This window comes from Nocardia sp. NPDC056000, assembly GCF_042269265.1.
Classification (GTDB): Bacteria; Actinomycetota; Actinomycetes; order Mycobacteriales; family Mycobacteriaceae; genus Nocardia.
This window is the reverse complement of the sequence record NZ_JBHJXS010000013.1, coordinates 300606-315451: the sequence shown is the minus strand read 5'-3', so window position 1 is coordinate 315451 and position 14846 is coordinate 300606. Positions and strand designations below refer to the sequence as shown.

Genomic DNA, 14846 nt, shown 5'->3' with positions numbered 1-14846 from the left:
AGGCCGACCATGCGGAGTGACAATCCGCACTCGTCAGTGGTGACCCATGCGGAGTCGAAGCGGGCCATGCGTGGTCGTCCAACTGACGGGGGCGCTCGTGGCCGGTGAGGATCTGCACTGGTTCATCACGCTGGCCGAGCTCGAGCGGGTCGGGGTGGCGGCGGAGCGGTTGCATCTGACGCAGCCGACGCTGTCGCGGATGCTGGCCCGGTTGGAGGCGCGGTTGGGTGTCCGGCTGTTCGATCGCTATGGAAAGCGGTTGGCGCTCAATGATTTCGGGCGGGTCTACTACGAGCACGCGCGGCGCGCGCAGGCCGAGCTCGACTCCGCCGCACGCGAACTCGCGGATCTGGCGCATCCGGCGAAAGGCGTTGTGCGGCTGGCTTTCCAGCATTCGCTGGGCGCTCGGGTGGTGCCGGAGCTGATCGCCGGATTCCGGCGGGTGTCCGGCCGGATCACCTTCACCCTGCAACAGGACGCCGCCGACATCGTCACCGATGTGGTCCTGGATGGCAGCGCCGACCTGGGGATGTTGTCGCCCCGGCCGAAGCGGCCGGGAGTCGGGTGGCGGCCGCTGCTGCGGCAGCGGCTGGCGCTGGCGGTGCCGCCGGATCATCGGCTGGCGGCGCGGCGGCAGGTGCGGCTGGCGGAGGTGGCCGATGCCGAGTTCATCGCCATGCATCCGGGATTCGGTATGCGGCAGGTGCTCGACGAGCTGTGCGCGGCGGCGGATTTCCGGCCGCGCATCGGGTTCGAATGCAGCAATCTCGGCACCATCGCGGGTCTGGTGGCGGTCGGTTTGGGCGTTTCGGTGGTGCCGCTGGAATATCCGCTGACCGGCGGCCCGCAACCGGACGCGGCGCTCATCCCGCTCGCCGAACCGGACGCCGTGCGCGAGGTCGGCCTGATCTGGCGCACCGGCGGCGCGCCGTCGGACGCGGTGCGCCGTTTTCGCGATTTCACCGTCGATTGGGCGCAACAGCGCTCCGGCGGCGCATAACGCCCAGGCAGCGGCGATGCGGCGTTCTCGCGTCACCCTGCCGGTAGCGGCTTATTCACTGGGCGGTGTCGGTGGGCGGCGGTAAACTTCCATCAAAGATGTGACTCTCTAGACCGGGAAGCAGGCCATAGTCACTTTTGAGTACACCAGGCAAAATCGGCGACCAGAACATCCCCAATGTCGGCATCGGCGCCGGCGACAATGGGTCCGGACCGGCGGGCCGGACCGTTCGCTCCAGCATTGAATTGGCACCGGAATCGGTGTTCGGTTTCCTGGGTTCGGCTGATGAGAACCTGCGTGAGCTCGAGCGACTCCTCGATGCCGATATCCATGTCCGCGGCAATACCGTCACTCTCACCGGCAAGCCCGCCGATATCGCCCTCGCCGAGCGCGTCATCGCGCAGCTGGTGGCCTTGACGGCGCGCAATCGCCAGGTCAGTCCGGAGGCGGTGCGGCACACCTACTCCATGCTCACCGAGGGTTCCTCCGATTCCCCGGCGGAGGTGCTGAGCCTGGACATCCTGTCCCGGCGCGGTAAGACCATTCGCCCGAAGACGTTGAACCAGAAGCGTTATGTCGACGCCATCGACCATCACACCATCGTGTTCGGTGTCGGCCCGGCCGGTACCGGCAAGACGTATCTGGCCATGGCCAAGGCGGTGCAGGCCCTGCAGAACAAGCAGGTCACCCGCATCATCCTGACGCGTCCGGCGGTCGAGGCGGGTGAGCGGCTGGGCTTCCTGCCCGGCACCCTCAACGAGAAGATCGATCCGTACCTGCGCCCGCTCTACGACGCCCTGCACGACATGATGGATCCCGAGGCCATTCCCAAGCTCATGGCCGCGGGCGTCATCGAGGTCGCGCCGCTGGCGTACATGCGTGGCCGCAGCCTGAACGATTCGTTCATCATTCTCGACGAGGCGCAGAACACCACGGCCGAGCAGATGAAGATGTTCCTGACGCGTCTTGGCTTCGGGTCGAAGATCGTGGTGACCGGTGACGTCACCCAGGTCGACCTACCCGGCAGCTCGCGTTCGGGGCTGCGGGCCGCGACCGAGATCCTGGCCGATGTCGACGATATTCACGTCGCCGAGCTCACCAGCGCGGATGTCGTCCGGCATCGCCTGGTCGGCGAGATCGTGGACGCCTACGACCGCTATGAGGCCGAGTCCCGGCCACAGGTGGCGCACTATCCGGGCAACCGCGCGCAGCGGCGTGCCGCGAGCCGGGAGGGGCGGCACTGAACTCGGCCGATAGGCTGAGCGGGTGAGTATCGAGATCGCCAACGAATCGGGTATCGAAGTATCCGAAGAGGAACTGGTCAGCGTCGCGCGCTTCGCGATCGGTCAGATGGATGTCCATTCGGCCGCGGAGCTGTCGATGGTGTTGGTCGATCTCGACACCATGGCGGACCTGCACATGCGCTGGATGGACCTGCCGGGTCCGACCGATGTCATGTCCTTCCCCATGGATGAGCTGGAGCCGGGCGGGCGGCCCGATGCCGCCGAGCCCGGCCCTTCCATGCTCGGCGATATCGTGCTCTGCCCCGAGTTCGCGGCCCAGCAGGCCGAGAAGGCCGGGCATTCCATGGATCACGAGCTCGCCCTGCTGACCGTGCACGGCGTCCTGCACCTGCTCGGCTACGACCATGCCGAGCCGGAGGAGGAGAAGGAGATGTTCGCGCTCCAGGCCTCGCTGCTGGAGGGCTGGTACGAGAGCCTGCGCCAGGCGCAGGTGCGTGCCGAGATCGCCGAGCGGGATCGTGAGCGTGATCGCCGCCTGCTGGGTAAGACCGGTTTCACCGATTCCGGTGATCCGCTGGATCCCGCGTGAATTCGTTCGTCCTGCTGCTGCTGGCCGTAGTGCTGGTTCCGGCCGGCGGTGTTTTCGCCGCGCTGGATTCGGCGTTGAACACGATTTCGATTGCGCGCGTTGACGATATGGTGCGCGCCGATCGCACCGGTGCGACTCGGCTGGCGAAGATCATCGCCGATCGCCCGCGCTATGTGAATCTCATGGTGCTGCTGCGCGTGCTGTGCGAGATCACCGCGACGGTGCTGCTGGCGGCGGTGCTGCTGGATTGGCTGAACGAGGTTGCGGCACTGGTGGTTACGGCCGCGGTCATGGTGCTGGTCGACTATCTGGTGATCGGGGTCGGCCCGCGTACGCTGGGCCGCCAGCACGCGTATTCGCTGGCGCTGGGCGCGTCGCTGCCCTTGCAGGCCATCGGCACGCTGCTCGGTCCGATCAGCCGCCTGCTGATTCTGGTCGGTAATGCCATCACCCCGGGTAAGGGATTCCGCAACGGCCCCTTCGCTTCCGAGATCGAATTGCGCGAGGTGGTCGATCTGGCCGGTGAGCGCGGGGTGGTGGACGCCGAGGAACGCCGGATGATCCAGTCGGTATTCGAACTCGGCGAGACCACCGCGCGCGCGGTCATGGTGCCGCGCACCGAGATGGTCTGGATCGAGGCGGAGAAGACCGCGGCGCAGGCCATGTCGCTCGCGGTGCGGTCGGGGCATTCCCGAGTTCCGGTGGTGGGTGAGAACGTCGATGACATTCTCGGCGTCGTGTACCTGAAAGACCTTGTGCCGTACGCGGATCGGGCCAAGAAGGTGAAGGTGCGCGAGGTCATGCGCCCCGCCGTCTTCATGCCGGACTCCAAGCCCCTGGACGCCCTGCTCGATGAGATGCAGCGCCGCCGCAACCATATGGCGGTGCTGGTGGACGAATACGGCGGTATCGCCGGACTGGTCACCATCGAGGATGTGCTGGAGGAGATCGTCGGTGAGATCGCCGACGAGTACGACACCGATGAGACCGCGCCCGTCGAGCAGATCGGCCCGGGCAAATACCGTGTCTCCGCGCGACTTCCGGTCGAGGATCTGGGCGACCTGTTCGATATGGAAATCGACGACGAGGATGTCGACACCGTCGGCGGCCTGCTCGCGCATGCGCTGGGCCGTGTCCCGCTGCCGGGTTCCAAGGCCGTGATCCACGGTCTGCAGCTGCGCGGTGAGGGCGGTTCGGATGCGCGCGGCCGGGTGCGGGTGCACACGGTCGTGGTGCGCCGCCCGCTGGAGAAAGCCAAAAACGAAGCGGCCGAAGGGAAACCGGACGGCGCACATCAAGAGGGAGAATCCGATGACTGACTTGGACGCCGAGGACGGCAAACTGTTGATCCTCGCGCGCGGCGCGATGGGCCGCACCGGCGGTGCGGCGGGCGCGGCCATCCGGGATACCGATGGGCGCACCTACGCGGCGGGCGAGGTCGGTCTGACCAGTCTGAAGCTGACCGCTCTGCAAGCCGCGGTGGCGGCCGCGATCTCCAGTGGCGCAGAGGGTTTCGAGGCCGCGGTGGTGGTGGCCGGGCGGTTCTCCGACCCCGGCGTGCACGCGGTGCGTGAGGTGTCGGCGACGGCGCGCATCGTGTTCACCGATGCCAAGGGCTCGGTGTTCGAGGTAGTGGAAGGGCCGGTCGAAGGTGACCCGGCTACCCGGCCCGGTATTCCCGAGGGCTTCGATCTGGAAACCGAGTCGGAGGTATTCGAATGAGCAGTAAAGACGTATTCCGTTCGGGCTTCGTATGTTTCGTGGGGCGGCCGAATACCGGCAAGTCCACGCTGACCAATGCCATGGTGGGGCAGAAGATCGCCATCACCTCCTCGCGCCCGCAGACCACCCGGCACACCATTCGCGGCATCGTGCATCGTGAGCACGCGCAGCTGATCCTGGTGGACACCCCCGGTCTGCACCGGCCGCGCACGCTGCTCGGACAGCGGCTCAATGACCTGGTGCGCGATACCTATTCCGAGGTCGACGTGATCGCCATCTGCATTCCGGCGGATGAGAAGATCGGCCCGGGTGACCGGTGGATCGTCGAGCAGATCAAGTTGATGGCCCCCAAGACCAAGCTGCTGGGTGTGGTCACCAAGATCGACAAGGTGAGCCGCGACGCCATCGCGCATCAGCTCATGGCGGTATCCGCGCTGCTCGGCCCCGAAGCCGAACTGGTGCCGGTCTCCGCGGTCAAGGGTGAGCAGGTCGAGACGTTGATCGACGTCATCGCCTCGCAGATGCCCGAGGGCCCGGCCTTCTACCCGGACGGCGAACTCACCGATGAGCCCGAGGAAACCCTCATGGCCGAGCTCATTCGCGAAGCCGCGCTCGAGGGCCTGGACAATGAGCTCCCGCACTCCCTCGCGGTCGTGATCGAGGACATCCTCGAGCGCGAGGAGAACGAGGACACCGCCACCGAGGGCACCCGCACCCACGAGGGCATGCTCGATGTGCACGCCCTGCTCTACGTGGAGCGCCCCAGTCAGAAGGCCATCATCATCGGCAAGGGCGGCGCCCGCCTCAAAGAGGTCGGCACCAGCGCCCGCAAGCAGATCGAGAAGATCCTCGGCACCCGCATCTACCTGCACCTGCACGTGAAGGTGGCCAAGGATTGGCAGCGCGACCCGAAACAGCTGGGCCGCTTGGGCTTCTGACACCGGCTACCCGCGTGATGCCGCCGCCTGATCTTGGTCAGGCGGCGGGGCGATTCCACCAAGGGGTGGGGCGGTGTTTGTGCCATTGGAGTTCGGATTCCAGTTGGGCCGCAACCGATATCAGCAGGGGTTCGGAGTTGGCGGGGCCCATGAGCTGGGAGCCGACGGGCAGGCCCGCGTCGGTGAAGCCGGAGGGGATGTTCACTGCGGGCCAGCCCAGCACGTTCCACGGCCAGGTGTAGGGGCACGAGGATGTGATGAGCTGGTCCGTGGCCCACGAGCCGATATCGTCGATCTCGTGCACGCCGGGCGGGGGAGTGGCGGTGGTGGGGGCCAGCACCAGGTCGTAATTGTCGAAGAAGCGGCCGATTCGCATGCGCAGCAACGGTTCCGCGCGTCGGGCGGCGAAGAGCGCCGGGCCGAGTACGCGGCCGGTGACGGCATTGCTCCGGGTGCGCGGATCGACCTGTGCGCCGGGCAGGCGATTCAGTGCGTCGCGGATGCCGACCATGGAGCGGGGCAGGAAGGTCGCGCCCAGCAGTACGCCGTAGTGCACATCGGCGACGGTGACCTCGTGCCCGAGACCGCGCAAGGTATTGGCGGTGTCGTGCACGCGCGCCTCCACCTCGCGATCCAGTGCGGTCTTGATGGCCGTGAACGGGGTGCGCAGCGACAGCGCGATGCGCAGCTTGCCCGGATCGCGGCCGACCGCGTCGGAGGCCCGAATCGGTTGCGGCGTATGCAGATCGCCCGCGTGCGGTCCCGCCGCCACATCCAGCAGCAGCGCCGCGTCGGCGACCGTGCGCGCCAGCGGCCCGTTCACGGTGAGCCCGTAGAACGCCTCGGCCAGCGGCCAGGTGGAGATGCGCCCGCGCTGCGGTTTGATGCCCACCAGGTTGTTCCACGCCGACGGAATGCGCACCGACCCCGCACCGTCGGAACCCAGTGCGGCGGGCACCAATCCGGCCGCGACCGCCGCCGCCGACCCACCGGACGACCCGCCCGGCGTGTGCTCGGCACTCCACGGATTCCTGGTGTGCCCGAACGCATTACCGCTCGTGAACGGAAGCTGCCCCAGCTCACAGGTATTGGTCTTGCCGACGATCACCGCACCCGCCGCGCGCAGTCTGCGCACCGATTCCGCATCCTCGGTCTTGTCCGGGAATTCGCCACCGCACCCGAAAGCCGTTGGGCTGCCGGCGATATCGGTGTCATCCTTCACCGCGATGGGCACTCCCAGCAGCGGTGCTCGCTCACCCGCCGCCAATTTCCGATCGGCCTCGGCGGCTTCGATCAGCGCCTGTTCCCGCCGCACGATCCGAAACGCGTTGAGCCCATCCTGACTCGCGTCGATGGCATCCAGCACCGCGCCGGTAGCTGCCACAGAACTGATCTTCCCCCGCTCGAGCGCCGCCGCCAGCTCCGCCAACCCGAGTTCATGTACCGATGCCGTGGTCATTCGTGAGTCCCGTCTCCCTGCCGCACGCCGGAAACCTAGCGCGATTCTGGTCACACGTCCAGGGTTCGCGGGCATTTAGGAACCCGAGCGTTCTCAGTCGGCGATATCCTCGGGGCTGCTGCGATCCCGGCGCTGCACAGACGGGCGATCGGATGCCGGGCATCGGGAGTTTCCGGTATTCGCGCCCGTACCAAATCTTTCGGCGCGCTCGCATGGGTCGTCGCGCGGTCGGTATCGCGTGCGAGACTGTTGCGGTGCAGTTGTACAGAGACAATGCGGTAGTGGTGCGCCAGCACAAGCTGGGCGAGGCCGACCGTATCGTCACCCTGCTGACCCGCCAGCACGGTCTGGTGCGCGCGGTCGCCAAGGGCGTGCGCCGCACCCGCTCCAAGTTCGGTGCGCGGCTGGAGCCGTTCGCGTATGTGGACGTGCAGTTGCATCCCGGGCGCAATCTGGATGTGGTGACCCAGGTGCATACGGTCGAAGCCTTCGCTTCGGACATCGTCGCCGATTACGGCCGCTACACCACCGCCTGCGCAGTCCTGGAAACCGCCGAACGCCTAGCGGGTGAAGAGCGCGCGCCCGCGCCTCGACTGCACACCCTGACCGCCGGGGCTCTGCGCGCCATCGCGCAGGGCATCCGCCCGCATGAACTCATCCTCGACGCATTCCTGTTGCGCGCCATGGGTTTCGCCGGTTGGGCCCCTGCCCTGGACGACTGCGCCCGCTGCGCCACCCCCGGCCCGCACCGCGCTTTCCACGTGGCGGCGGGCGGCGCGGTCTGCGTGCACTGCCGTCCCCCGGGCTCGGCCACCCCCATGCTCGGCGTCCTCGAACACCTCAGCGCCCTGCACCGCGGCGACTGGTCCGGCGTCAACGCCGTCCCCGACAACCTCCGCCGCCAAGCCAGCGGCCTGGTCGCCGCCCACCTGCAATGGCACCTCGAACGCCAACTCCGCACCCTGCCCCTGATCGAGCGCACCCGCCCACACGAAGCCGCCGAATCCGCCGCCGTCGGCTGATCCCGCAAGTCGCGCAACCCCTGCCGCGAGCGTGTCCATGTCCGGCTCGTCGTATCGGCCGGCTCGCCGCGTGGCGAGATAGCTGCTCCGGCACGCGCGCTCGGTGCGTTTCGTCGTGGCGGCATACCGTGCTCCCGATACCGCGTCGACCCGGTCGGTGTGGGGGAAGTGTGGGGAGTCGGTGGGAAGTCCGTGGGTGTGTTCGCGGGGTTGGGGGCATCGGGCAGGATGGTGGGCGTGATCGGTACTCGCAAACCTTCCGCTGTCCAGCGCGCGGTGCGTCCGCCTTCGCCGCATCCCTCGGGTGCGACGCCGCCCGCGATTCCCGCCGAGTTCGTGCCCAGGCATGTCGCGCTGGTGATGGACGGTAACGGCCGCTGGGCGCAGGAGCGCGGGCTGGCGCGGACCGCGGGGCATGAGCGCGGGGAAGCGGTGCTCATGGATACCGTCGAGGGCTGTATCGAGATCGGGGTGAAGTGGCTGTCGGCGTACGCCTTCTCCACCGAGAATTGGCGGCGCAGCCCGGACGAGGTGAAGTTCCTGATGGGCTTCAACCGCGATGTGATCCGGCGTCGGCGTGATGAGATGCACGAGATGGGTGTGCGGGTGCGCTGGGCGGGCCGCCGGCCGCGCCTGTGGCGCAGCGTGATCAAGGAGCTCGAGATCGCCGAGGAGCTCACCAAGGACAATGACGTGATGACGCTGACCATGTGCGTCAACTACGGCGGTCGCGCCGAAATCGCCGATGCCGCAAGGGAAATCGCGCGCCGGGTGAAGTCCGGCGAGATCGATCCGGAGAAGGTGAACGAGGACACCGTCGCCCGCTTCCTGGATGAGCCGGATATGCCTGATGTGGATCTGTTCCTGCGCCCGTCGGGTGAGTTCCGCACCTCGAACTTCCTGATGTGGCAGTCCGCGTACGCCGAATTCGTGTTCCAGGAAACGCTTTTCCCGGATTTCGACCGCCGCAACCTGTGGGACGCCTGCCTGGAGTACGCCAAGCGCGACCGCCGCTTCGGTGGCGCGAAGTGAGCGATGCGATCGCCCCGGCGGCGGAATTGCAGGCGCGCGCCGGAGCCGCGCTGTCCCGCTATGACGTCGCGGTCCGGGTCGAGGAGGGCGGCGGTCTGGGTTTCGAATTCGACGGCGCGCTCTGCTCACTGCGCGGGGTGAATCTGGCCCCCGGCCTGGATGTGCTCACCCTCACCTGTGTGCTGGCCTGGGATCGCCCGCTGAAACCGCAGCTGCACAAGCGCGTTGCCGAACGCAACGCGGCGCTGCAGTTCGGCTCGATCACGATCGTCGGCCATGACAAGCTGGCGGACATCATCCTGCGCTACACGTTCCCGGCCGCTGGCCTCGAGGATGAAGCGCTCGCGACCATGCTGCTGCTGGTGCTGTCCGGTGCGGGCCGCGCCCGCCAGGGCCTGGTGCTGCCCTGAATCCGCACGGCGGCAACGGTTTTCGCTGCCGCCGGTGAATCCGGCTCAGTTGGGCGAGGTTTCGGGCAGCGGCAGTCTCGCGTAGGCGGGCAGCATCTGTTCGACTCCGCGCGCGAAGGATTCGGGGTCGGTATCGCCCAGGATCAGGAATTGCAGGATGAACCCGGGTAGCAGGCCGAGGAATGCCTTGGCCACCGCCTCGACATCGGCATCCGGTGGGAGCCAGCCGATTTCGCGCATCCGGATGGCGTAGTCGACCCAGAGTCGCCGAATGCCACCGATATTGGTGCGCACGTAGTCGGCGATATTGGCGTCGGTGAGCGCCAGCGCCCAGGCCTGCGGAATGAGCCGGACCGGGCCGCCGGGTCCGGAGAGTCGCACGATGGTTTCGGAGATGGTGAGGATGAGCTCCGGGGGAGTGGGCAGCGGATCGCTGAAGACCGCTTCGCTCAGGGCGGCGCGCAGATCGACGGTGGCCTCGGTGGTGAGGGCCGCGATGATGTCGTCCTTGGATTTGAAGTAGCGGTACACCGCCCCCGCGGACAGCCCGGATTCGGCGAAGACGTCCTGCATGGTGGTGGTGTGCAGACCCTTGCGGGCGAAGCAGGTTTGCGCGGCGTCGAGGATCTGCTGTCTGCGGCGTTCCAGGTGTTCTTCGCTGACTCTGGGCATACGCCCAAAGTAAAACGAATATCCGTTCTTGACAAGCTGACAGCTCGATGTCAGGGTTGTCCCAATAAAAGAGAACGAACATCCGATTTACGGGAAGTGCCTGATGACCACCACCCAGCGCGCTGTCGCCTTCGGCCTCGCGGCCGCCCTCATCCAAGCGATCATGCTCATCGCCTTCGCCTGGCCCGCCACCAATATCAAGCCCCGCGAACTGCCCATCGCCGTCACCGGCCCGCAGGCCGCGGCCGTAGCGCAGCAGTTGGCCGAACATGACGCCGACGCCTTCGATATCCGTACCGTCGCAGACGAATCCGCCGCTCGTACCGCTATAGCAGACCGGGATGTGTACGGGGCCATCGTGACCGGCGGTCAGCCGGTGGTGCTGATCGCCTCCGCCGCGAGTCCGGCGGTGGCACAACAGCTCTCGGCCATCGCGCAGCAGCTGTCCGGGACTCCCGCCCCGGCCGTGCGGGATGTGATCGCCGCCGATCCGGATGACCCGCGCGGCACCGGTTTCGGCGCGATGGTGCTGCCCCTGGCCCTGTCCGGCATCGCCGCGGGCGTTCTGCTGACCCTGCTGATCCCGTCCATTCCCGCGCGCGGCCTGGGTCTGGCGACCTTCGCGATCGCCGGTGGACTGCTCAGCATGAGCATCATCAGCGGCTGGCTGTCCCTGCTCCCCGGTTCCTACCTGACCCTCGCCGCGATAGCCGGGCTGGTGTCCTTCGCGGTCGCCGGAACAGTCGTCGGCCTCGCCGCGGCGGTCGGCCGAGCGGGTATCGGGCTGGCCGCCATCCTCATCGTGCTGATCGGAAACCCGTTCTCCGCGGCCACTTCCGCGCCCGAACTGCTCCCGCGGCCCTGGGGCACGATCGGCCAGCTGCTCCCGCCGGGTGCCGCCGCCAGTCTGCTCCGCTCGGTCGCCTTCTTCGACGGCGCGAAGGCGGGCGGCCCGCTGACGGTCCTACTGGTCTGGGCCGCGGCCGCTCTCGCGCTGCTGGGCATCGGCATTCTGCGCTCGCGCCCCGCGACCGCGACGGCCGATCTCAGGGAGCCCGTTCCCGTCGCTGGCTGACAATCGCCGAATGCATTGCGCCCCTTGCAGTCTCACTGCAAGAGGCGCAATACGTCGTTCGGCCGACGCTCTCAGCTCTTGCCGCTCGCGCAGCCGCCGCAGGTGCCGAAGATCTCCATGGTGTGGCTGATATCGGTGAAACCGTGTTCCGCCGCAATGGAATCCGCCCACGCCTCCACGGTCGGTCCCTCGACCTCCACGGTGCGCCCGCAATGGCGGCACACCAGGTGATGGTGGTGTCCGGTGGAGCACTGCCGGTACACGGACTCGCCGGAGTCGGTGCGCAGCATGTCGACCAGTCCGGCCTCGGCGAGTGATTGCAGCGTCCGATAGACCGTGGTCAGTCCGATGCCCTCACCGCGCCGCCGGAGTTCATCGTGCAGCTCCTGGGCGGACCGGAACTCGTCGATATCGGCGAGCAGCGCCGCGATGGCGCTGCGCTGACGGGTGCTGCGGACGCCGACCGTCTTCTCGGTTGTTCCCACCACTCACCCCTCCTCTGCGTGTGCGACGGCATCGATGACGATATGCGCCAGATGTTCGTCGACCAGTTCGTAGATCACTTCGCGCCCGGTGCGCTCCCCGCGCACCACGCCCGCGGACTTGAGGATTCGCAGGTGCTGGCTGATCAGCGGCTGGGTCACCCCGAGGGTGTCGACCAGTTCGTGGACGCAGCGCGGCGATTCGCGTAGTTGCAGCACGATGGCGATGCGCACGGGTGCGGCCAGGGCGCGCAGCAGTTCGCCGGCCGAGTCCAGAATGGTGCGGGAGGGCACCATGGGCGGCTGGGGCGACCGATACGGGTACGGGTCGTGCGGAATCGCGGTCGGGGCCTCGGTGGCGACGCGTGAGCGCCGCAGGGGGGCACCACTGTCGGTGGTCATCGAACCAACTCCTTATTGGAAACCGATGCCATTCTTATATGCAAGCATATGCATGTCAAACCCGACACTCGGAGGAGTTCTCGCGAAGGAGACGGCCGGGCATGTCGCGGGCGGCTTCCAGCGCCCGGTCAGCAATCGTTTTCGGTGGGGAGTGGGATGGTGGGGTCGAAGTACTGTTCGGTGGGTCGGACCTGGGTGCCGTAACTGGGGGTGTCGCTGTAGGAGGGGGCCAGGAAGCCCTTCTTGAACCAGGCACAGTTGCCCGCGTACGTGAACGAGCTGGCGTGGTCGAGCCACATACCCTGCGAGGGGGCGTCGTAGGCCGAGTCGTCGACCCAGGTGTAGTCGATCTCCTCGCGCACCAGCACGATGATCTCCATCGGATCGCTGATCGCCTTCGGATCGGGCGCCTGGAAGGCGTACGCGACAAGGTAATTCGTCTTGATCACCAGCTCGCCCTTGTCGTCCTGGGTGGCCGACATGGAGCCGTTGACGCGCGGGCGGGCCGGGAGCAGCTTGAATCCCGGTGCGAGTTTGGTTGTGACCCACCAGGTTTCGGCCTCGTTCCCCGGCGCCGACTTGGACCGGATCTCAGCGCCCTGCCCCGGCGCGACGAGGGCGATGATCGGTTCGGCGTCCCCGGTGTCGAGCGTGTGCTGATCCAGTCGCGCCAGCACGATCAGCTGTTTGGCACGGTCCTGCGCCGCCGCCACCTGCTCGATCGGGAAGCGGCCGACCGGTACCGCGGGCGGTTCCTCGATACCGTCCGACCCTTCCCGCCACTGATTCGCGGGAGTATCGCGGAACGGATGGTCCGGATTCACACGCAGATACCCGTTGGGCAGCGTCGTCAGCGTCGGTATCGCCGGAATTGTGGCCTTGATCGACCGATCATCGTGCGGCAGTAGCCGAGGCACCGTGAACCACGCGACCAGCAGTACCGGCAGCGACAGCCAGAGCGCGATCGACATCCACCTGCGCGGCGGTTGCGGTCCCGGCGGCGGCGCGGATGGCTGTACCCCGGGCTGCTGTGCGGGTGGCGGTGCGGGCGTCGAGATGTGGTCCCAAGGCTTGTACTCGTCGTCGTCGCTCGGATAGTTCCACGTCATGTCGCCCCCGGCCCTGCCGTCATCACTGCCCGCGACAGCGGCGTGATCCCGAGGGAAAGACCGGTCGCCCTACCTACTATCTCGCGTGGGCGACCCCGGAACGTATCCCCGAATCCCAGGGGCAGCGACCTGCGAACCCACCCTCGGGGCCATGCTCGCTCCCGGCGAATATCGCCTAGCCCGGTACCGATAGGCTTGAGCACGTCCCTTGTAGTTTTCACGGACCGGATGGAGATTTCCTCAGTGGCACCCAAGTCGAAGGTGGACACCGTCGCCAACCTCGCCAAGCGACGGGGTCTGGTGTACCCGAGCGGTGAGATTTACGGCGGCACCAAATCGGCGTGGGATTACGGACCGCTGGGTGTCGAGCTCAAGGAGAACATCAAGCGGCAGTGGTGGCGTTCGATGGTCACCAGCCGCGAGGATGTGGTCGGCCTCGATTCGTCGATCATCCTGCCGCGTCAGGTGTGGGTCGCCTCGGGTCACGTCGCGGTGTTCAACGATCCGCTGGTGGAATGCCTGAACTGCCATAAGCGGCATCGGCAGGACCACCTGCAGGAGGCGTACGCCGAGAAGCACAAGCTCGATGATCCGGATTCGGTGTCCATGGAGCTCATCGTGTGCCCCGATTGCGGCACCGTCGGCAAGTGGACCGAACCGCGCGATTTCAACATGATGCTCAAGACGTACCTGGGCCCGGTCGAGTCCGAAGAGGGCATGCACTACCTGCGGCCGGAGACCGCGCAGGGCATCTTCGTGAACTACAAGAACGTCGAGACCACCGCGCGTAAGAAGCCGCCGTTCGGTATCGCCCAGATGGGCAAGAGCTTCCGCAACGAGATCTCCCCGGGCAACTTCATCTTCCGCACCCGCGAGTTCGAGCAGATGGAGATGGAGTTCTTCGTCAAGCCGGGTGAGGACGAGCAGTGGCATCAGTACTGGATTGACACCCGGCTGGCCTGGTACACCGATCTGGGCATCGATCCGGAGAACCTGCGTCTGTACGAGCATCCGAAGGAGAAGCTCTCGCACTACTCCACCCGCACGGTGGATATCGAGTACCGCTTCCGTTTCCAGGGCAGCGAGTGGGGTGAGCTCGAGGGCGTCGCCAACCGCACCGACTTCGACCTGAAGACCCATTCCGAGCATTCGGGACAGGATCTGAGCTACTTCGATCAGACCAGCGGTGAGCGCTACACGCCGTACGTGATCGAACCCGCGGCCGGTCTGACCCGTTCGCTGATGGCGTTCCTGGTGGACGCGTATCACGTGGAGCAGGTGCCGACCGCCAAGGGCGGTGTGGAGGATCGCACCACGCTGCGCCTGGATCGTCGTCTCGCGCCGGTGAAGGCCGCGGTGCTGCCGCTCTCGCGCAATGCCGAGCTGTCGCCGAAGGCGAAGGATCTGGCCGCGCAGCTGCGCCGCAACTGGAATGTCGAGTTCGATGACGCGGGCGCCATCGGCCGCCGTTACCGCCGTCAGGACGAGATCGGCACCCCGTTCTGCATCACCGTCGACTTCGACACGCTCGAGGATCACGCGGTGACCGTGCGCGAGCGGGATTCCATGGCGCAGGAGCGAATCGCGCTTGATCAAGTAGAGGGCTACCTGGCCGCGCGCCTGATCGGCGCCTGATTTCCGACTCCCGAGGAAGACCGGTCAATGCCTGACCGGTCTTTTCTTTATTCGG

The 14846-nt window shown here is 66.9% G+C and carries 16 protein-coding genes; 11 read left to right on the top strand and 5 right to left on the bottom strand.

The features are described from left to right. Positions 1 to 97: 97 nt before the first annotated feature. The 6 genes from ACFC4D_RS34910 to era all read left to right on the top strand — a co-directional run bounded on the left by ACFC4D_RS34910 (position 98) and on the right by era (position 5493). On the top strand, positions 98 to 1000 hold the full coding sequence (locus tag ACFC4D_RS34910) for a LysR family transcriptional regulator (protein WP_376069794.1): 903 nt from the start codon (positions 98 to 100) through the stop codon (positions 998 to 1000). 170 nt (positions 1001 to 1170) lie between these two features. Further along, a complete protein-coding gene (locus tag ACFC4D_RS34905; RefSeq protein WP_375968618.1) occupies positions 1171 to 2244 on the top strand; it encodes a PhoH family protein in 1074 nt (357 codons plus the stop codon). A 22-nt stretch (positions 2245 to 2266) separates the two neighbouring features. Next, positions 2267 to 2833 (top strand): rRNA maturation RNase YbeY, encoded by a 567-nt coding sequence (ybeY, locus tag ACFC4D_RS34900; RefSeq protein ID WP_376069646.1) that lies wholly within the window; start codon positions 2267 to 2269, stop codon positions 2831 to 2833. Continuing rightward, the gene (locus ACFC4D_RS34895; protein ID WP_376069643.1) at positions 2830 to 4152 is read left to right on the top strand and encodes a hemolysin family protein; all 1323 of its coding nucleotides are present in this window, start codon (positions 2830 to 2832) and stop codon (positions 4150 to 4152) included. Before ybeY ends, ACFC4D_RS34895 begins: the two co-directional genes overlap by 4 nt. Next, positions 4145 to 4555, top strand: coding sequence for a cytidine deaminase (locus ACFC4D_RS34890; RefSeq protein ID WP_376069640.1), 411 nt, complete (start codon positions 4145 to 4147; stop codon positions 4553 to 4555). Before ACFC4D_RS34895 ends, ACFC4D_RS34890 begins: the two co-directional genes overlap by 8 nt. Then, positions 4552 to 5493 carry a GTPase Era gene (gene era / locus ACFC4D_RS34885; RefSeq protein WP_364638534.1) on the top strand — a complete coding sequence of 314 codons (942 nt, stop codon included), beginning with the start codon at positions 4552 to 4554 and terminating at the stop codon, positions 5491 to 5493. The genes ACFC4D_RS34890 and era overlap by 4 nt, the downstream gene beginning before the upstream one ends. A gap of 37 nt (positions 5494 to 5530) precedes the next feature. Here era and ACFC4D_RS34880 read toward each other — a convergent pair whose 3' ends face one another. Next, entirely contained in the window at positions 5531 to 6952 is a 1422-nt protein-coding gene (locus ACFC4D_RS34880) for an amidase (RefSeq protein WP_376069637.1), read from the bottom strand. A 254-nt stretch (positions 6953 to 7206) separates the two neighbouring features. Here ACFC4D_RS34880 and recO point away from each other — a divergent pair, with 254 nt between their 5' ends. From recO to ACFC4D_RS34865, 3 genes are all read left to right on the top strand, one after another. Then, entirely contained in the window at positions 7207 to 7974 is a 768-nt protein-coding gene (gene recO / locus ACFC4D_RS34875) for a DNA repair protein RecO (RefSeq protein WP_364638529.1), read from the top strand. Positions 7975 to 8202: 228 nt separating this feature from the next. Continuing rightward, a complete protein-coding gene (locus ACFC4D_RS34870) occupies positions 8203 to 9006 on the top strand; it encodes an isoprenyl transferase (RefSeq protein ID WP_364638526.1) in 804 nt (267 codons plus the stop codon). Next, positions 9003 to 9416: a hypothetical protein gene (locus ACFC4D_RS34865; RefSeq protein ID WP_375968468.1), complete on the top strand. Its 414-nt coding sequence runs from the start codon at positions 9003 to 9005 to the stop codon at positions 9414 to 9416. Before ACFC4D_RS34870 ends, ACFC4D_RS34865 begins: the two co-directional genes overlap by 4 nt. Positions 9417 to 9461: 45 nt before the next feature. On the opposite strand, the gene ACFC4D_RS34860 is transcribed toward ACFC4D_RS34865, so the two are convergent. Next, positions 9462 to 10088, bottom strand: a complete 627-nt coding sequence (locus ACFC4D_RS34860; protein WP_375968467.1) for a TetR/AcrR family transcriptional regulator — start codon at positions 10086 to 10088, stop codon at positions 9462 to 9464. Between the two features lie 103 nt (positions 10089 to 10191). Between ACFC4D_RS34860 and ACFC4D_RS34855 the strand changes: the two genes are divergently transcribed. Further along, positions 10192 to 11163 (top strand): hypothetical protein, encoded by a 972-nt coding sequence (locus ACFC4D_RS34855; protein ID WP_375968466.1) that lies wholly within the window; start codon positions 10192 to 10194, stop codon positions 11161 to 11163. 71 nt (positions 11164 to 11234) lie between these two features. Here ACFC4D_RS34855 and ACFC4D_RS34850 read toward each other — a convergent pair whose 3' ends face one another. The 3 genes from ACFC4D_RS34850 to ACFC4D_RS34840 all read right to left on the bottom strand — a co-directional run bounded on the left by ACFC4D_RS34850 (position 11235) and on the right by ACFC4D_RS34840 (position 13156). Next, on the bottom strand, positions 11235 to 11651 hold the full coding sequence (locus tag ACFC4D_RS34850; RefSeq protein ID WP_364638517.1) for a Fur family transcriptional regulator: 417 nt from the start codon (positions 11649 to 11651) through the stop codon (positions 11235 to 11237). Beyond that, a complete protein-coding gene (locus ACFC4D_RS34845; RefSeq protein ID WP_364640379.1) occupies positions 11652 to 11942 on the bottom strand; it encodes a metalloregulator ArsR/SmtB family transcription factor in 291 nt (96 codons plus the stop codon). It abuts the gene before it with no gap. 233 nt (positions 11943 to 12175) lie between these two features. Beyond that, complete coding sequence (locus ACFC4D_RS34840; protein WP_376069634.1) at positions 12176 to 13156, bottom strand: hypothetical protein; 981 nt, start codon at positions 13154 to 13156, stop codon at positions 12176 to 12178. A 243-nt stretch (positions 13157 to 13399) separates the two neighbouring features. Between ACFC4D_RS34840 and ACFC4D_RS34835 the strand changes: the two genes are divergently transcribed. Further along, positions 13400 to 14791, top strand: a complete 1392-nt coding sequence (locus ACFC4D_RS34835) for a glycine--tRNA ligase (RefSeq protein WP_364638511.1) — start codon at positions 13400 to 13402, stop codon at positions 14789 to 14791. Positions 14792 to 14846 lie beyond the last annotated feature (55 nt).

Excerpts from the sequence above, each read along its gene's own strand:
- ACFC4D_RS34855 (WP_375968466.1), top strand. The coding sequence starts at position 10,192 with ATGACCACCACCCAGCGCGCTGTCGCCTTCGGCCTCGCGGCCGCCCTC.
- ACFC4D_RS34880 (WP_376069637.1), bottom strand. The coding sequence starts at position 6,952 with ATGACCACGGCATCGGTACATGAACTCGGGTTGGCGGAGCTGGCGGCG.
- ACFC4D_RS34870 (WP_364638526.1), top strand. The coding sequence starts at position 8,203 with ATGGTGGGCGTGATCGGTACTCGCAAACCTTCCGCTGTCCAGCGCGCG.
- ACFC4D_RS34890 (WP_376069640.1), top strand. The coding sequence starts at position 4,145 with ATGACTGACTTGGACGCCGAGGACGGCAAACTGTTGATCCTCGCGCGC.
- ACFC4D_RS34845 (WP_364640379.1), bottom strand. The coding sequence starts at position 11,942 with ATGGTGCCCTCCCGCACCATTCTGGACTCGGCCGGCGAACTGCTGCGC.
- era (WP_364638534.1), top strand. The coding sequence starts at position 4,552 with ATGAGCAGTAAAGACGTATTCCGTTCGGGCTTCGTATGTTTCGTGGGG.
- ACFC4D_RS34860 (WP_375968467.1), bottom strand. The coding sequence starts at position 10,088 with ATGCCCAGAGTCAGCGAAGAACACCTGGAACGCCGCAGACAGCAGATC.
- ACFC4D_RS34840 (WP_376069634.1), bottom strand. The coding sequence starts at position 13,156 with ATGACGTGGAACTATCCGAGCGACGACGACGAGTACAAGCCTTGGGAC.